This window comes from Salipaludibacillus sp. HK11, from assembly GCF_047795645.1.
Lineage (GTDB): Bacteria > Bacillota > Bacilli > Bacillales > Salisediminibacteriaceae > Salipaludibacillus.
Window position 1 is genome coordinate 2922617 of the sequence record NZ_CP181045.1, and the last position, 15244, is coordinate 2937860.

At 36.6% G+C, this 15244-nt stretch carries 12 protein-coding genes; 1 reads left to right on the forward strand and 11 read right to left on the reverse strand.

Annotated elements, in window-relative coordinates; genetic code table 11:
* Window positions 1–6: 6 nt before the first annotated feature.
* The 4 genes from dcd to ACM26V_RS14120 form a co-directional block, all read right to left on the reverse strand.
* A complete protein-coding gene (gene dcd / locus ACM26V_RS14105) occupies window positions 7–561 on the reverse strand; it encodes a dCTP deaminase (RefSeq protein ID WP_416147352.1) in 555 nt (184 codons plus the stop codon).
* A 214-nt stretch (window positions 562–775) separates the two neighbouring features.
* Window positions 776–1030 (reverse strand): hypothetical protein, encoded by a 255-nt coding sequence (locus ACM26V_RS14110; protein WP_416147353.1) that lies wholly within the window; start codon window positions 1028–1030, stop codon window positions 776–778.
* A gap of 192 nt (window positions 1031–1222) precedes the next feature.
* Window positions 1223–1345, reverse strand: coding sequence for a hypothetical protein (locus tag ACM26V_RS14115; RefSeq protein ID WP_416147354.1), 123 nt, complete (start codon window positions 1343–1345; stop codon window positions 1223–1225).
* 107 nt (window positions 1346–1452) lie between these two features.
* Complete coding sequence (locus tag ACM26V_RS14120) at window positions 1453–3510, reverse strand: penicillin-binding transpeptidase domain-containing protein (RefSeq protein WP_416147355.1); 2058 nt, start codon at window positions 3508–3510, stop codon at window positions 1453–1455.
* A 311-nt stretch (window positions 3511–3821) separates the two neighbouring features.
* Between ACM26V_RS14120 and ACM26V_RS14125 the strand changes: the two genes are divergently transcribed.
* Window positions 3822–4106 carry a hypothetical protein gene (locus ACM26V_RS14125; protein ID WP_416147356.1) on the forward strand — a complete coding sequence of 95 codons (285 nt, stop codon included), beginning with the start codon at window positions 3822–3824 and terminating at the stop codon, window positions 4104–4106.
* A gap of 35 nt (window positions 4107–4141) precedes the next feature.
* Here ACM26V_RS14125 and ACM26V_RS14130 read toward each other — a convergent pair whose 3' ends face one another.
* The 7 genes from ACM26V_RS14130 to ppc all read right to left on the reverse strand — a co-directional run bounded on the left by ACM26V_RS14130 (window position 4142) and on the right by ppc (window position 14617).
* Window positions 4142–5014 (reverse strand): hypothetical protein, encoded by an 873-nt coding sequence (locus ACM26V_RS14130; RefSeq protein WP_416147357.1) that lies wholly within the window; start codon window positions 5012–5014, stop codon window positions 4142–4144.
* 220 nt (window positions 5015–5234) lie between these two features.
* The gene (locus ACM26V_RS14135) at window positions 5235–5525 is read right to left on the reverse strand and encodes a hypothetical protein (RefSeq protein WP_416147358.1); all 291 of its coding nucleotides are present in this window, start codon (window positions 5523–5525) and stop codon (window positions 5235–5237) included.
* Window positions 5526–5625: 100 nt separating this feature from the next.
* Window positions 5626–6363, reverse strand: a complete 738-nt coding sequence (locus ACM26V_RS14140; RefSeq protein ID WP_416147359.1) for a sulfite exporter TauE/SafE family protein — start codon at window positions 6361–6363, stop codon at window positions 5626–5628.
* 88 nt (window positions 6364–6451) lie between these two features.
* Complete coding sequence (locus ACM26V_RS14145; RefSeq protein WP_416147360.1) at window positions 6452–8266, reverse strand: ATP-binding protein; 1815 nt, start codon at window positions 8264–8266, stop codon at window positions 6452–6454.
* 45 nt (window positions 8267–8311) lie between these two features.
* Complete coding sequence (locus tag ACM26V_RS14150) at window positions 8312–9310, reverse strand: BMP family ABC transporter substrate-binding protein (RefSeq protein WP_416147361.1); 999 nt, start codon at window positions 9308–9310, stop codon at window positions 8312–8314.
* 397 nt (window positions 9311–9707) lie between these two features.
* Window positions 9708–11189 carry a sodium/proline symporter PutP gene (gene putP, locus ACM26V_RS14155; RefSeq protein WP_416147362.1) on the reverse strand — a complete coding sequence of 494 codons (1482 nt, stop codon included), beginning with the start codon at window positions 11187–11189 and terminating at the stop codon, window positions 9708–9710.
* 671 nt (window positions 11190–11860) lie between these two features.
* A complete protein-coding gene (ppc, locus tag ACM26V_RS14160; protein WP_416147363.1) occupies window positions 11861–14617 on the reverse strand; it encodes a phosphoenolpyruvate carboxylase in 2757 nt (918 codons plus the stop codon).
* Window positions 14618–15244 lie beyond the last annotated feature (627 nt).

The window sequence follows — 15244 nt, forward strand, 5'->3', positions numbered from 1 at the left end:
ATTTTTCTAGTCTAAACGATTTCGATTTTCGTAATCCAATTGAACGCGGCTTGCTGTCGCATTCTTTTGATCTAAATATTTCCCTTCATAAGGCGTTGCTTCTTGATCAACTTGAGCAAGTACAAGTTGACAGATACGCCGATTCACGTCTAACTCGATAGGGAGTCGATTCGCGTTGAATAGCTCAAGCGTGATATGTCCACGAAACCCTGGATCAACCCAGCCTGCATTTTGAATAAACAAACCTAGTCGTCCAATCGAACTTCTACCTTCAACAAATGCCGTTAAAGTAGGGGGGATTTCTATATACTCTTTTGTCGTGGCAAGGAGAAATGACTGTGGTGGAATAACAATCGTCCCCCTCTCGCCCACATCAATTTCTCGATAAACAGCCTCTGCAGTTAAAGAAAGTTTGGTGCTCAAATGATCATCAATTACAAGAAAATGATTTCCCAATCGAAGGTCTACAGAAGCTGGTTGAATTTGCTCAGTTGTCATCGGTTTAATTACCATTTCTTTTGTAGAGAGCTTCTCAGAAATTGTTTTTCCACTTAAAATCATCTCAATAACACTCCCTCTCGACTATTTGTCAACATTAGTTTTCAATTATATTTTATCATGAATTCGTTGTAAGACAATCTTTAGTAGAAGGTTAAGTGAGTTCGAGGTTAGGATGTTTCCCAGAGGGGTCAATCCCCCATCGACTTTCGACCAAACAAAACGAGCTTCCCAGTCAATCTGAGAAGCCCATGTCTAAATATAGAAAAGTATTATTTTAGTGAAGTTTAATACAATCTCCTTTTTCACAAAAATCGAGAGTCATTCCATCAAACATCCATAAGTCATCTTCCTTAATAAAGAAACGAACACCATTTACAACTGTCTTCCAATCATCTGAATCCGAGGCGTCTTTTTCCACTCCAAGAAAAAATCCTTCTGCTCCTCGGACAAATAAACGAACTTCATCTTCTCCTGAAAGTTCCATATCCTCTCTGTACATACCTGCTGCGCGATCCGTAATTTGTAACATGTCACATTCCCCCTAGTTTTTTGTGAATCTATTCACATATTAGTTTAAATAAAAGAATTAATTAATGACTTATAGGTTAACAACATCGATATAATATTTTGTGAACATTTTCACTAACTTGATAGTTATAATATAAATTAATATCGATCGAATTGCAATAGAGTTCACAAAAGCTTCATTTTATTTTGTAGTTCAGTAGATGGATAGTTTTTTGTTTGATTGATTCGGGCATGCTGTTCGACTTGTTACCTTTCTTCTTACTTTTCCGCTTTGATAGTCCACAAGCTCTCTCTTCTTGTCACCTTTCTTTTCCATATCCACTCGCCATGGGTCGCAATTCTCCTCCTCCTCCTCCCACAGTCAAAACAAAATAAAAAAGCCGACCCGTAAGGCCAGCTTTTCCAACAACCAACAATCTTCAATTATTCTAACATTCCCCAAAACTCATTAACTAAGTTTACCGCATGACCACTTCCACCTTTATCTTCCGCATTTTGAACCATAATTGTGGTTAAAAGATCTTTTTCTTCATAATCGAAACTGACATACCAGCCAATTTGTTCTCCTTCTTCAGCAGTTTGCTCTTGTTTTAATTCCGCGGTTCCAGTTTTTCCAGCTAAAGCTCTAGTATGGCCGGGTTCAGACCGATACGCTGTTCCATCTGAATCTTCTACAACTTGAACAAGCGAATCAAGAACAAGATCCGCTGTTTCAGGAGATGAAATCTCGTTATACACAGGACTTGAGTCTTCATCTACAAACAACGTTGGCTCAACCATTTGCCCATCATTTACGAATATCGAATATAACGCATTCATATGAACTGGAGAAGCTTGCACCTCACCTTGTCCATATCCGGTGTCTGCCAACAAAATATCACGGTCTAATTCATTATTGGCGATCGTAGAAGAATTCAAAGGAAAGTCATAAGAGAATCCTCCTCCGAACCCAACTTTTTCGGCCCACTCTTCTATCTTCCCTTCCCCTATTTCCAACGCCTGTTGCGCAAAATAAATATTATCTGACAGTTTCAACGCTGTTTCTAAATCGACATTGGACACACTGTCATTTACTCTTGTTACTTGATACCCCCCCCAACTATCATCAGCTTGCCACTGGCTTCCTTCAATTCGTTTCTGTTCATTAGGATCCAATGTTCCCTCTTCAATTCCGGCAATAGCTGTAAATGGCTTGAAAATTGAACCAGGAGAATAAACATTTTGAAAACGGCGTTCAAATAATATATCTGCATTATCCAAATCATCGGCTCGAGGATCTGATAATTGCAAATATCTTAGATTCGAATCAAACGCCGGTTCACTTACTAATACTAATGTTTCTCCTGATATCGGATCTATGACAACACCAGATCCTGAATCTTCACGCAAAACCTCAGCCATTTTCTCCTGTAAGTCCATATCCAATGTAAGGTGTACATCTTCCCCATTAATTGGATCAATTTTCTTGAGAAGATCTCTAACATCTCCATCTTCGGTTTTAATAGATAGTGAAACTCCCGCATCTCCACGAAGGTCTTCCTCTAAAAGAAGTTCCATTCCATTCATTCCTATTTCCGAGTGCATATGATATCCTTCATCTGCTCGTTCTTCTAATTGTTCAGCTGTTATCGCACCAATGTGACCGATAATATGACCTGTCGTATCACCAAATGGATATTCCCTTCCAGAATCTCGATCTAACAATACCCCGTCTATCTCTAGTAACGCATCTATCCGTTCATCGTTTACCGATAAATTTTGCACCGGTGCCGGCCAATCAGGGTTATCAGGATATCTATTTGCTAATTCTATGACTGTTTCTTCATTCAAACCAATTAATTCAGCAAATTCGCTTGCCGTTTGTTCAAGATCTTCTGTTCTATCGGGAACAATACCAGCATCGTAGATTTCACCATTAATCGCTAACGGTTCCCCATTTCGATCAAAAATCTCGCCACGTTTTGGTTGCTCCGTTTCAATAATAATTTGATCGTGGGCATCTTTCATCCCCATTAATAAATGTGTAGGATCCCATTCAATCACCCATTCTTCCAATTCGTCTTCATTTTCATCTAAGCTGATTTGTTTATTTAACTCCACATCTGTTTGATAGCTTAACTTCCCGACCAATGTTTCCATTTCAATAGATATTTGATAATCCAATTCTTGTAATTCCTCTAGATCTATCTCTTCCCCATCAAAATCCCTTGATTGATAGGTAATCTCTAAATCTTCAACACTTAAATCAGAGTATTCATTTTCATACCTCTCTTCGAAATCCCAATCAAAATTACTGATTTCATCCATCGATTCATCACTCAATAATTCCAACATATCCGCAAATGCTCCATTGCTCCACGTAGTTACATAACTCTCCAAAGCATCTTCCGGGTTTGCTGGTTCTTCATTTGAACAAGCAGCCAATATCATTACAATCAGTAGCAATAAAAGCAAGCCTGTAAGCCTTTTATGTACTTTCATCTAAATCCCTCCAATATGTGTTATTTTCTATTATAACAACTTTCACTCTATAAAAAATGAATATTCTCCTCATCAACATGTAAGTTAACTTGATTTTTTCAAAAAAAGGATGAATGATAATTAAATCTATTTCACTACTATATTTTCATTATTCTGAACTTATAATGCAATCAACGATTAAAATAGCAAAAAGTCCTAAACGGAATTATTTAAACTAGTCTTTTATTCACTAATTCGCAATAGTATTTCACATAATTACATTATTCTATATAGTATACTGTAGAACTAATTTAAATATCGGTGGTGATTTGTTGCTTTGGAAATCAGCAAGACAAAAGAGAATATTGCACGCTTCTTATGTAGAATGTCCAAACTGTAAATCCGTTGAACTAGTTTCTAAGTGGAACCAACTTGCTCAAGATACGTATGGTAGTCACTCTCCTGACATCAGAAATGCAGCAGTGAAAAAAGGAAACTCTTTTCCTTTCCAATGTCCAAGTTGTTTTAAAGGATATTCCGCAAAGAAAATGAATTTTTCAGATGGTAAAGACACGTCAACCTCTACATCACAACTTAAACCCTCTGAAACTACATAAGACGAGAAAAAGAACCCAGGACCCTGGGTTCTTTTTTAATTTACAAAATAAGATAAGATGCTTTCACTCCATTGTTCATGGCCCATTTGAGTTGGCATTCTGTGATCATTTTCATCTACATACTCTAGCAGGTCTTCTTCGTAAATACCTGGCCAGTCACTCCAATGATCAACGAATAGATAATTGTTTTCAATTGATAAACTACGTAAAGACTCCATTTGATCTGGATAATTAACTGTTTCATACGCAGGTTGTGATGGATTAATAACGATAACTGCTTCATCGTTTTCTTCCGAAATACTGTTCATTAATGTAGTAAGATGATCAGATGAATGATCAATAATCACATTTCCATTATCATTCCACATTAATGGCTCAATCAAGAATATGTCAGCATTTTTTTCTGCTACTTCTTGATCAACTCCTTGTAGAACCATGTCTAACGATGTCATTTCACCAACAGACATTGTTTCGACGACAAATAAGTCAGTAGAAAAAGCTTCATTAATTTTTTCCATGAATAACTCTGGCCACGGAACCAAACCTTCATTCTGTGAATCTGTTAGTGATTCGGAGCCAAATGCTAAAATCGTGATAGTTTCGTTTGCTGTTAACCGCGCTTCTATTCGGTCAGCTAAACTTGAAGGCGTATCTTCTAACAACACATCCAACTCTACTTCTGAGCTACTATCGCCCTCTTCGCTATTTAATTCAGGATCTTCAGACGGTTCTACGATAATTTCCTGATTTATTTCTTCTGGTTCTTCAGAGAAATTATCAACTTGATCTGCAAGCATCTGTTGAGCAGAAGTGGTAATATCTGAAAGTTTTTGCTCATACTGATATCGTCCAAAAATGATAACAAGTATAGATAACGCTATAATACTAGCTACGAGATATTTGTTCATTTTGTTCTCCTTTTACATTGTAAATAATTATAAATAAATTCTATGTACAAAGAAATTATACAGTAAAAATTAGGCTTTTTCACTACTATTCTCTTATTTCCACAAATATAACTATGATATAAGCGCCATTTTCGTTTTACATTCCTTGAGAAATGAGTGAGTATCAAAACTAAAAGCTCTTACGATTCCTGTTCCTAAAAAGTAGTACAAATTTACCTATTTATTCTTCTATAAATTCAATTTTCTCGATTATATCGGTTTCAGATAGCTTGAGATAAAGATGGAGAAAATCATCATTTGTTAAGGGAATATCTTCCATTGCAAAATAACGAAATTCATCCAAAGTAGTGCTAACGATCCTCTTTAAAAATCCTGAAATTTCTTTTACATTTAACTCTAAAACAGTTCCTTCAGGTAAATCTTCTACATTCACTAAACCTACAAAAGTATAGGTGTCATTCTGATTTTTTTGGATGCTGACAGTAAATAAATTATGTAACGTATCTACCATGGAGTAACCACCCTTCTGATGATTGCCTAATATGTACTATTTTGGGAATCAAAACTCATTATAACAGTAGTTGAACAGAATACAATCCTTGTCCATTTTACTACCCAAACAGAATAAGATTAATCGCAGCAACTGCCACTACGACAGCTGCTAACTTTTTGATATTTTCTTGAGAGATTCGCTTGAAGAAGAGAACGCCAATACGTGATCCAACTAGCACACTTATAACACCTACTAAAAAATAAACGAAAAAATCGACATTGAAATCACCATTTATTCCATGTAAAAGAATCGTAGTAAGACTCGTCATAACAAAGCTAACTTGCAAATTTGCACTGTATGCATATTTGTCATTACTGAAAATCAGTAGCATATAAAATACAAAAAAGGGCCCACCTACGGCAAATACTCCTCCAACTAGTCCACCACCTAAACCAAGCAAAGCTGGTAACCACGTTCGATTTGTTACTCGATTTACATCTGGTCGCTTGCTTTTAAAGAAATAAACAACTACAGCGATTAAAAAAATACCAAGTAGAACTTTTAATATGTCATTGTCCCCATGCTGATCAAGGATAAAAAATGCACAAATTCGTCCTAATAAAGCTGCACTTAATAAAATAATAATTGCTTTCCATTGAATATGGCGAAACATTTGGACTGCTATACTAACCGATAATACGAACGCGAGAGCGACGACAAGAAGAGTACTCTCCTTTACCGTAAATAAAAGAGGTAAGAAACTCATTGCAATAAGGCCAAACCCAAAACCACTTACACCTTGTATAAAACTCCCGATAAAAAAAATACTGACTAGTATAAGTAATTCTATTAACATTGTAGAACAGAACCTTTCTCACGCACTATTTTCTGATAGTAGTATGGTCAGTTTTTGTCAGGAGTATATCTGTTTGTTTGACAAACCATTATTTCTCCCCCAATACAATAGGTACTTCTATTAAAAAGCACGTTCCTCGTTCAGACGACGATACTAATTCCAATTTACCTTCATGATTATCAAGGATTCGTTGGGCGATCGTCAACCCCAATCCAGTGCCATTTTCTTTTGTTGTTAAGAACGGATTAAATATCTGCTTTTTCATCTGCTCAGAAATTCCTGGTCCATTATCTTCTAAAAAAATCTGGCACATTTCACCTTTAGTATAAGAAGTAATTGATATATCACCTTTTCCATCCAGAGCCTCAGTACTATTACGAATGAGATTATGTAGCACTTGTTTCATTTGCTCTCCATCTACAAACAGCGGTGTTGAATTCAATTGAATCGTGAATGATATTGATTGATTACTAATTGTGCGCTGAATTAATGGCAAAATATCATCTATAATGTCTTGTAAGTATGTTAATTTAAGATTGGGAACACTTGGTTTCGTCAACAGCAACATTTCTTCAATGATCGTATTTATACGGTCTATTTCTTTTAATAATAGTGGAATGCGAAATTGCTCTTTTTGCTCATTTGACAAAGATTGATTCATAAGAGACAGGAAGCCGTCTATGACTGCTAGAGGATTACGAATTTCATGAGCAGCTCCTGCAGACAATTCTCCAACAAGCGCCAGTTTTTCTGTATGCTGCATTTTCTTTGCTAACTCTTCCGTCTTTGTAATATCGACGAAATAAAAAACTTGTCCGATTTCTACTTTTTCACGATTAATTAATTGAGATTGCGATACAAGTAAAGACCTATATTTCTCTTCTGTTTGAAAAGTGAGTTTCACGTTACGGAAAATTTCATTTGAAGAAAAAGCATTCCAGAAGTCATGATTTGATTCGCCATAAGGGTCACCTTGAAGCGTTTTTATCTTTCCATCACTATTAACCAGTAGTTTTTTTGCCGCATTGTTTAAAGCTATATCACCTTGTTTTTCATCAAGAGTAACTATCCCAATAGGTAATGAATTTAATATTTGTTCTCGATATATCTTATCATCATTTATCGTTTCGAAAGAGTCTTTTAAACGTGATGACATTTGATTAATTGATGTTGTTAACGACTTAAGCTCGATTTGGTCCACTTCTTCGACGGATAAACCGTATTGCCCTTTGGCAATATGACCAAGTCTATTTCTTATTTTTTCAATTGGCTTAGTCAAACCTTTACTTATACGATAAGATGCCACAATCGCCAACACTATTGAAATGGACGTCAACATTAATAATAACCACATTGATTCTTTTATAATATTGGAAAGGCGTGTCGAGTGGCCCTCAAGTGAGGACAGTAAACCTTCCCTTTCCGCACGTAAGTCAAGACGTAGTTCGTTTAATTGAGGCAAATATTGTTCTTCAATAATTCGCACAGCTGCTTGTTCACTTTCAAAGTTTATCAGCCCTCTAACGTCATTAGTTATCATGAAATCCAAAAGATCCATCTCTCTTTTTAAATCTTCAACTTCAGGTGGAGCTTCGTCATAGTCTTTAGTCAATTGCTTATCCATTTGGATCTGATATGCATCATATCTATCAATAAATTGACAGCAAAAATCTGATTGAATTGCTGTTTCTACCATATATTCTTTTACAGTTAAGTTTTCTTCCCATTGTGTTAGCCAAATCAGCTCAGGAATATTTCGATTACTCAAGTCATCACTTACTTGATTCATCTCATCCATTGATTGAATAAGTACAAATGAGAAACTGCTAAACAAAACGGTTGTAAGTAGAAGAGCGGAAAAAATTTTACTTCGAAATGTCATCTTTGTGAAAAAAACCTTCATCGCTCTTCTACCTCCCAATAAACCTGCATTTGCACCCTAACAACGTTAAAATACAAATTCACCCTGCTTAAATTTTTCCATTTCCCGATAAACGTACTTTTTTTCTTCTTTTGAGAACATTGTGCCTAGTGGAGCAAGTCCATAAACTTCATCAGTTTCATTCAAAATCGTCGTTCCAGGAGAGATACCTTCTTCACTAAAAAAATCACGCAATATCGCAATATATGCGTTAGATACATTATTTAAAACGCTTGTTAATACGTGGTCTTTAGCCATATATGATTGATCTTCCATGTATCCGATCACATAGATATCTTCCTTTTTCGCATAATCAATCACATCCTGATTGAAAGCATTCCCTTTCGAATAAACCACGTCAACTCCACTGGCAATCAAGTCTTCCATGATCTCCACCGCTTTATCTCCGTCATTTCGACTATTAACAACTTCATAGAATAATTGCGCTTTGGGGGCATAATGATTTATTCCCTTTTCAAATTGTGGGAAAATTTCCCTTTCATCAATTGCATCAATAATCGCTATTTTCTGTGTCTTTGACTTTAATGTTGCTGCTAGCGCAGCAAAATAATCTATCTCCCCTTGATTAAACGTATAAACAGCTTGATTATGATACGTTGAGGAGCCGTGAATGGTTACAAAAGTTATATGAGGATGAGTTAAAGCAATCTCTGTAAATGTCTCAGAGAATTCTCTTCCGTGACCAATAATTAACCGGGCTCCATCTTCTATCAAGTCAATCGTCGCTTCCTTCATCAAAACAGTAGAATTCAAGTCACTTTTTAATTTCGTTTTAACAGGGAATTTACCTTCTATCTCCAATTGCCCTTTGTAAGCAAGGCTCCCCCAACTCTGGTCAATAATCTGATCAGAAGTTAAGATTCCGACATATACTTCATCTTCCATCTCTATTTCATTGTCGAACAAAATCTCCCGAGACTGATAGAGCATCGTAATAATCAAGATACCCGCTCCCAAAAGCGAAAGAAATAATATTTTTTTATGTTGTTTTTCATCCGGGTGCATGTAACCCCTCCTGTATTATAAAGGCATTGACGCCTTATAAACACCGTAGTAATAGTTTGAGTGAGTTAGAGTGTCGTTCTATCACATGCACTCTACCGAGTAAACACTAACTTTACAAAGTATTCTTCATTTATCTTACAGAAAAAAATCGTATAGGTCTATCACTCTATTAATATTTGAGTAATTATTTGTAAATATTTAATAACCGGATACTAAGCTCCTTAATGAACTACATTCAGCTGACTTCTCCAAATTCCCATAAAAACCGTTCCTGGAATGAATTCCAAGAACGGTTTTTAAAGACCTTGTCGTACAGAGCACGACAAGGTCTACCAATTCTTACGATGAACTGTAGTAATGGAAGAAAAAAGCTAGAACTGCTTCATTTAAATATTAATTATACCTTTCTTTTGTCCATGTCTCTTGCCTTATCAAAGTCAACTTCGATTTCTTTTGATGGAGGCGGACCAATTTTACTAAATATGATAATACAAATAGATGAAACGACAAATCCAACAACAAGTTCATATAAAGAGAAGAAACCTGTATCTGTTTTAATAAAAATCCACAAAATAACTGTCAGTCCACCTGATAACATTCCTGCTAGGGCACCATTCCGCGTCATTCGTCTCCAGAAAAGCGAGAAAAGAACGAGTGGTCCAAAGGTAGCTCCGAGACCTGCCCATGCGTAACTAACTAATTCTAGGACAGTACTGTCAGGATTCTGCGCTAATAACAAAGCAATAAGAGCAATCGCAAGCACACCGAAACGTCCTACGAGGACTAGTTCTTTTTGCTGAGCATTTTTGCGGATCATCCCTTTATAGAAATCCTCGGCTAATGCCGATGACGATACGAGTAACTGAGAGTCAATCGTACTCATAATCGCAGCCAATACAGCAGCCAAAAGAATTCCGGCTACTACCGGATGAAATAACACTTGAGTAAACTCTAGAAAAACGGTTTCTGAGTTTTCTAAAGGCTGCCCAGCAAAGTAGGCAATCCCTACTAAACCTGTCATTACAGCACCAAACATAGAAAGAACTACCCAAGATATCCCAATTACTTTTGCTTTAGGAAGTTCTTTCATCGAACGAATCGCCATAAAACGGACGATAATATGTGGCTGCCCAAAGTAACCAAGCCCCCACCCTAATAAGGAGATCGTTCCAATGAAGCCAGCACCGCTCATAATGTTGAGATTCTCTGGATCTATGCTGCGAATTTGATCAAACGTTTGTCCGACGCCACCAAGATCCATTATTGCCACAACTGGAATGACAATTAACGCAAGGAACATTAGAATACCTTGCACAAAATCTGTCCAACTAACAGCAAGAAAACCACCTAAAAAAGTATAACTAATAATGACAATGGCACCTACCCATAAAGCCACTTGCTGATCCAAACCGAAACTACTTTCAAACAGTACCGCTCCACCTACAAGCCCGGCGGAAGTATAAAAAGTAAAAAATGCTAAAATTAATATAGCTGAAACAACTCGTAAAGACTTGGATTTGTCTTGAAACCGATTTTCAAAGAAATCCGGTAACGTTATCGAATCATTAGCAACTTCTGTATAAGAACGTAACCTACCTGCAACAAATTGCCAGTTTATAATCGCACCAATAGCAAGACCTATAGCAATCCATGCTTCAACGAGACCACTAGCATACAAAGCACCAGGTAATCCTAAAATTAACCAACTGCTCATGTCAGAAGCACCGGCAGATAACGCAGCTACCCCTGCCCCTAATCGTCTTCCTCCCAAAACATAATCCGATAAATTCGTAGTAAGTCTATATGCGATGACACCTAAAGCCAGCATCCCAACTAAATAAACAATAAACGTAATAATAATTGGCATATTGTCTACCATGGTTTGTACCCTCCTTTATCTATTTTATTTTTATCCCTCGTTCCCTCCTTTTTACTAACTGAATTTTCTTTCTTTTTTTGATTATATAAATTTTTTGAAAAAGTATGAAAGATAAATGTCATAAATAAGATAAACTAAAGTGTTAATTTAATCTACGAAGAGTTGAAGATTCGATGTGTTCATGAATATTATGTACTTAATTTGAGAGTTATTATTCATTTTATATGGTTATAAACCTTTACTTAGGGTTTGATAAATGATTGATTGGATGCAAAAGGTCATTTTTATATGGGTAGCGTTGATTTTCCATTGGTGTGTGGGTTTCGTGGAGTAATAATATGAATTTTTTACAGAAGAGATGAATTGGGGGTTATTTTTACCTAAGGAGTGAAGTCGAGAGAGACTTTCGAACCCTACCTTGCTGGAGATACGTCTGTTGGGAGTGAATCTAGTCGATTCGTTCCCTACTTAGCTGAGAGAACGTTCAGTTAGGAGTGAAACTAGTCCACTTGGATCCCTTACCCTCTTTCTCGACACTCCCTTCCTTCTTCTTACTCTAAGTATCCCATGTATAAAAAAAGCCCTCGGAAGATTGAACTTCCAAGGACCTTAAACGATTCTGTTTGTAGCTATATTCATTCAACACTAAAGTATTCAATTGAGAAAAATGATCAACCAGTATTAACAAGACCTGCGGCAACACCACTTATCGTCAATAAGACTTCCGTTAACAATTCTTCAGATTTCTTATCATCAGACTCCCGCATTTTTTGAATCAAGTCGACTTGCAAATAGTTTAACGGATCCACATAAGGGTTACGTCGATGCACAGACTCTCGAATATTTGGTGTGTGATCTAACAGTTCTTCACTTTTAGAAATTTTCAGTAAAACGTCTTTTGTTCGCTCATATTCCTCAGAAATATCTGCAAAAATACGTTCTCCGATTTTTTTATCCTCTACTAAATCAACATATTCCTTTGCCGTGTGCAAGTCAGCTTTCATTAACGCCATTTGCAAGTTATTTACAGTTGACTCAAAGAAAGGCCAAACTTCATACATTTCTTGCAACATTGCTAATTCTTCGTCACCTTTAGATGCAAAAGCTGATAAACCTGTTCCGGCTGCATACCAAGCAGGCAAGTTCTGTCGGCACTGAGTCCAAGCGAACACCCATGGAATTGCGCGTAAATCTTCAAACGCTTCACTGTTTTTACGACTCATCGGTCGTGAACCAATATTTAGTTCACGAAGCTCATTTAAAGGCGTTGTCTGTTTAAAATACGTCAAGAAATCTTTATCACCGAAAACAAGTGATTGATATTTCTCTAAGGAATGCTGAGAGATTTCTTCCATCGCTTTTTCCCATCCATCTTTCAATCCAGTTACTTTCTCAGACTTGCTATGAACTTTCGATGAGGAAGAAAGTAAAGCTGAAGCAGCTTGCTCTAAGTTACGGAAAGCAATATCTTCTAACATATATCTAGATGATAGAACTTCACCTTGCTCCGTGATTTTCACCCCGTCACCTAATGTTTCTGCCGGTTGAGAAACGATACTACGATTGAGAGGTCCACCTCCACGTCCAAGAGAACCGCCACGTCCATGGAAAAATTTCAACCCAATATTAAATTCACGAGCAGTGTCATGGATTTCCTGTTGCGCTTTGAACAATTTCCAATTCGCTGTTAACGTCCCTCCATCTTTACTTCCATCAGAGTAACCGAGCATGATCTCCTGATGGTCTCCACGCTCACGAATATGATGACGGTAAATGTCCATATCAAACAATGTTTTCATAATTTTTGGCCCAGCAATTAAATCATCAACAGTTTCCAATAATGGCGCGACATGCAAACCACTTTCTACTGTACCATCCGCATGTAATCGATAGATCCCCGCTTCTTTCGCCAAGACGAGAACTTCCAACAGATCACTCGAGGATTGCGTCATACTTACCAAGTACACTTCAATTGAGCGAGTACCAAATTCCTCGTGAGCCTTTTTGATTGTCCTAAAAACATCAAAAATATCTTGTGATTCTTTTGAATAATCTTCATTATGCAGCATTAATGGACGCGGATCTTTCAGTACTTTTTGTAAAACGTCCAATTTCTCTTCTTCAGATAGTTGTGCGTAATCCTTTGAGATACCAACAACCTTAAGCATTTCAGCAACCGCTGTTTCATGTTCTCCACTGTGGTTTCGAACATCTAACGTCGCTAAGTGAAATCCAAATAGTTGCACTTGACGAGTTAGTTTTGCCAACTTCTTAAGTTTTTGTCCTTTTAGCTGATGTTTTTCAACACTATTTTTAATTAAGAGCAAGTCACTTAGAAGCTCCTCTGAATCCTGGTAGCCTGCTTTTGTTTTCCCTACTTGGCGAATACGATTAAGAATAATTGCAAACTTTCTGCGGTACGCCTCAGAAGCTACTGGCCATTTTTCTCCTTTTTTCAAGTACGTTTTCTCGTCTCCATCTAGTGAATTCACTAGCTCTTCATCAATCTTTACCCGTTCAGTAGATTGACTAAATCTTCGCATCAAATCAATAAGTGACTCTTCATATTTTTTCAAGGCTAATTCGCGTTGCAATTTCAGCGTTTCCCATGTCACATCAGATGTAACAAATGGATTTCCATCACGGTCTCCACCGATCCATGAACCGAAGAATAAAAAGTTTGGCACTTTCCATTGATGCCCTGGATAGTAGTCATCAAGCTGTTCCTCTAACTCTTGATGAACAGCAGGCAAAACATCAAACAATGTTTGATCAAAGTAGTAAAGTCCATTTTTAACTTCATCTATCACAGTTGGTTTACGATGACGGAGTTCATCCGTCTGCCAAATTGCCGTAACTTCATTTGCCAAGCTCTCTTCATAATTTTTTCGCTCTTTTTTAGTAATTAGAGGATTATCTAGATCCTGAAGAATTTGCGAAATACGTTTTTGAATTTCTAATACTGTTCGTTTTGTCGCCTCAGTCGGATGAGCAGTCATAATTAATTCAATTGACAAATCGTCTAAGATCTCTTGAATTACTTCATTAGGATGGTTATCCTCTTTCACGGATTTCACTGCACTTTCAATCGAAATCGGCTGCACTTCCCCATCTTCTCTTAATCGATAGTCACGAGAACGGCGAATCCGATGATTTTGTTCTGCTATATTGACGAGATGAAAGTATGTAGAGAATGCTCGGATAACGTCTTGACGTTGCGGCGATTTCAAGTTACTGATTTTTTCTTTCAGCTCTTGATATGACTCTTCTTGGAAATCAACCCGTAATCCTTTTGTCGTTTCTCGTATTTCTTCCACCTTATTAAATAAGTCTTTTCCTCCATGCTCAATAAGCACATCACCTAAAATATTCCCTAGCTTTTTCACATCTGTTCGTAATTGTGCATTAGCATCTTTTGTGTCTATCATAAAATCATCCTCCTAATCAAATGTCAGAGTTTTATCTTTCAGCTAACATCTCTGTTTATGACCAAAAATCTGTACTTTTAAAGTTTCCTTAAGCCAGAACGTTGTCTTTAGTAAACTTCCTACATTAGATATAACAACAACTTAATTAAAGTAAAGTCTTTGATCATATTCATTAATTTTTTTATACTTCGGCTTCATCTTCACCATTAAATGATGAGATTATAATTGGAACAACCTACGTAAACGTTGACATAGCTTGTCCCACTCGCAATAAACAAGTAGGAAATACCGATAATGTTATCTATCATACCAAAAAACAACAGCAATAATCAATTTTTTCTCACTATTTCGTTAGTTCGTTCATTTTAATATTAAGCGTTTTACTTCTATGATTATATACTTTTTCTAACGATAAAGAAAACCTTGCTAATGATATCAAAATCAAACGTGGTAGCTATCATCCTAACTCTCTTCAAATGTTCACCTGTTCACAAATTGGTCATTAGATTGCAACGAACTGTTCACAGTTACAACGATCACGGTCGAGGAATCCATATTATACTAAGACTATAGAAAGTTAGTTAGTGATCACACACATTATTTTATCTTATACTTCAATCCTTTTGC

What these genes read in the sequence shown, in the direction of transcription:
- dcd (WP_416147352.1), bottom strand. Translation starts at nt 561, where the DNA reads ATGATTTTAAGTGGAAAAACAATTTCTGAGAAGCTCTCTACAAAAGAA.
- ACM26V_RS14110 (WP_416147353.1), bottom strand. Translation starts at nt 1,030, where the DNA reads ATGTTACAAATTACGGATCGCGCAGCAGGTATGTACAGAGAGGATATG.
- ACM26V_RS14115 (WP_416147354.1), bottom strand. Translation starts at nt 1,345, where the DNA reads ATGGAAAAGAAAGGTGACAAGAAGAGAGAGCTTGTGGACTATCAAAGC.
- ACM26V_RS14120 (WP_416147355.1), bottom strand. Translation starts at nt 3,510, where the DNA reads ATGAAAGTACATAAAAGGCTTACAGGCTTGCTTTTATTGCTACTGATT.
- ACM26V_RS14130 (WP_416147357.1), bottom strand. Translation starts at nt 5,014, where the DNA reads ATGAACAAATATCTCGTAGCTAGTATTATAGCGTTATCTATACTTGTT.
- ACM26V_RS14135 (WP_416147358.1), bottom strand. Translation starts at nt 5,525, where the DNA reads ATGGTAGATACGTTACATAATTTATTTACTGTCAGCATCCAAAAAAAT.
- ACM26V_RS14140 (WP_416147359.1), bottom strand. Translation starts at nt 6,363, where the DNA reads ATGTTAATAGAATTACTTATACTAGTCAGTATTTTTTTTATCGGGAGT.
- ACM26V_RS14145 (WP_416147360.1), bottom strand. Translation starts at nt 8,266, where the DNA reads ATGAAGGTTTTTTTCACAAAGATGACATTTCGAAGTAAAATTTTTTCC.
- ACM26V_RS14150 (WP_416147361.1), bottom strand. Translation starts at nt 9,310, where the DNA reads ATGCACCCGGATGAAAAACAACATAAAAAAATATTATTTCTTTCGCTT.
- putP (WP_416147362.1), bottom strand. Translation starts at nt 11,189, where the DNA reads ATGGTAGACAATATGCCAATTATTATTACGTTTATTGTTTATTTAGTT.
- ppc (WP_416147363.1), bottom strand. Translation starts at nt 14,617, where the DNA reads ATGATAGACACAAAAGATGCTAATGCACAATTACGAACAGATGTGAAA.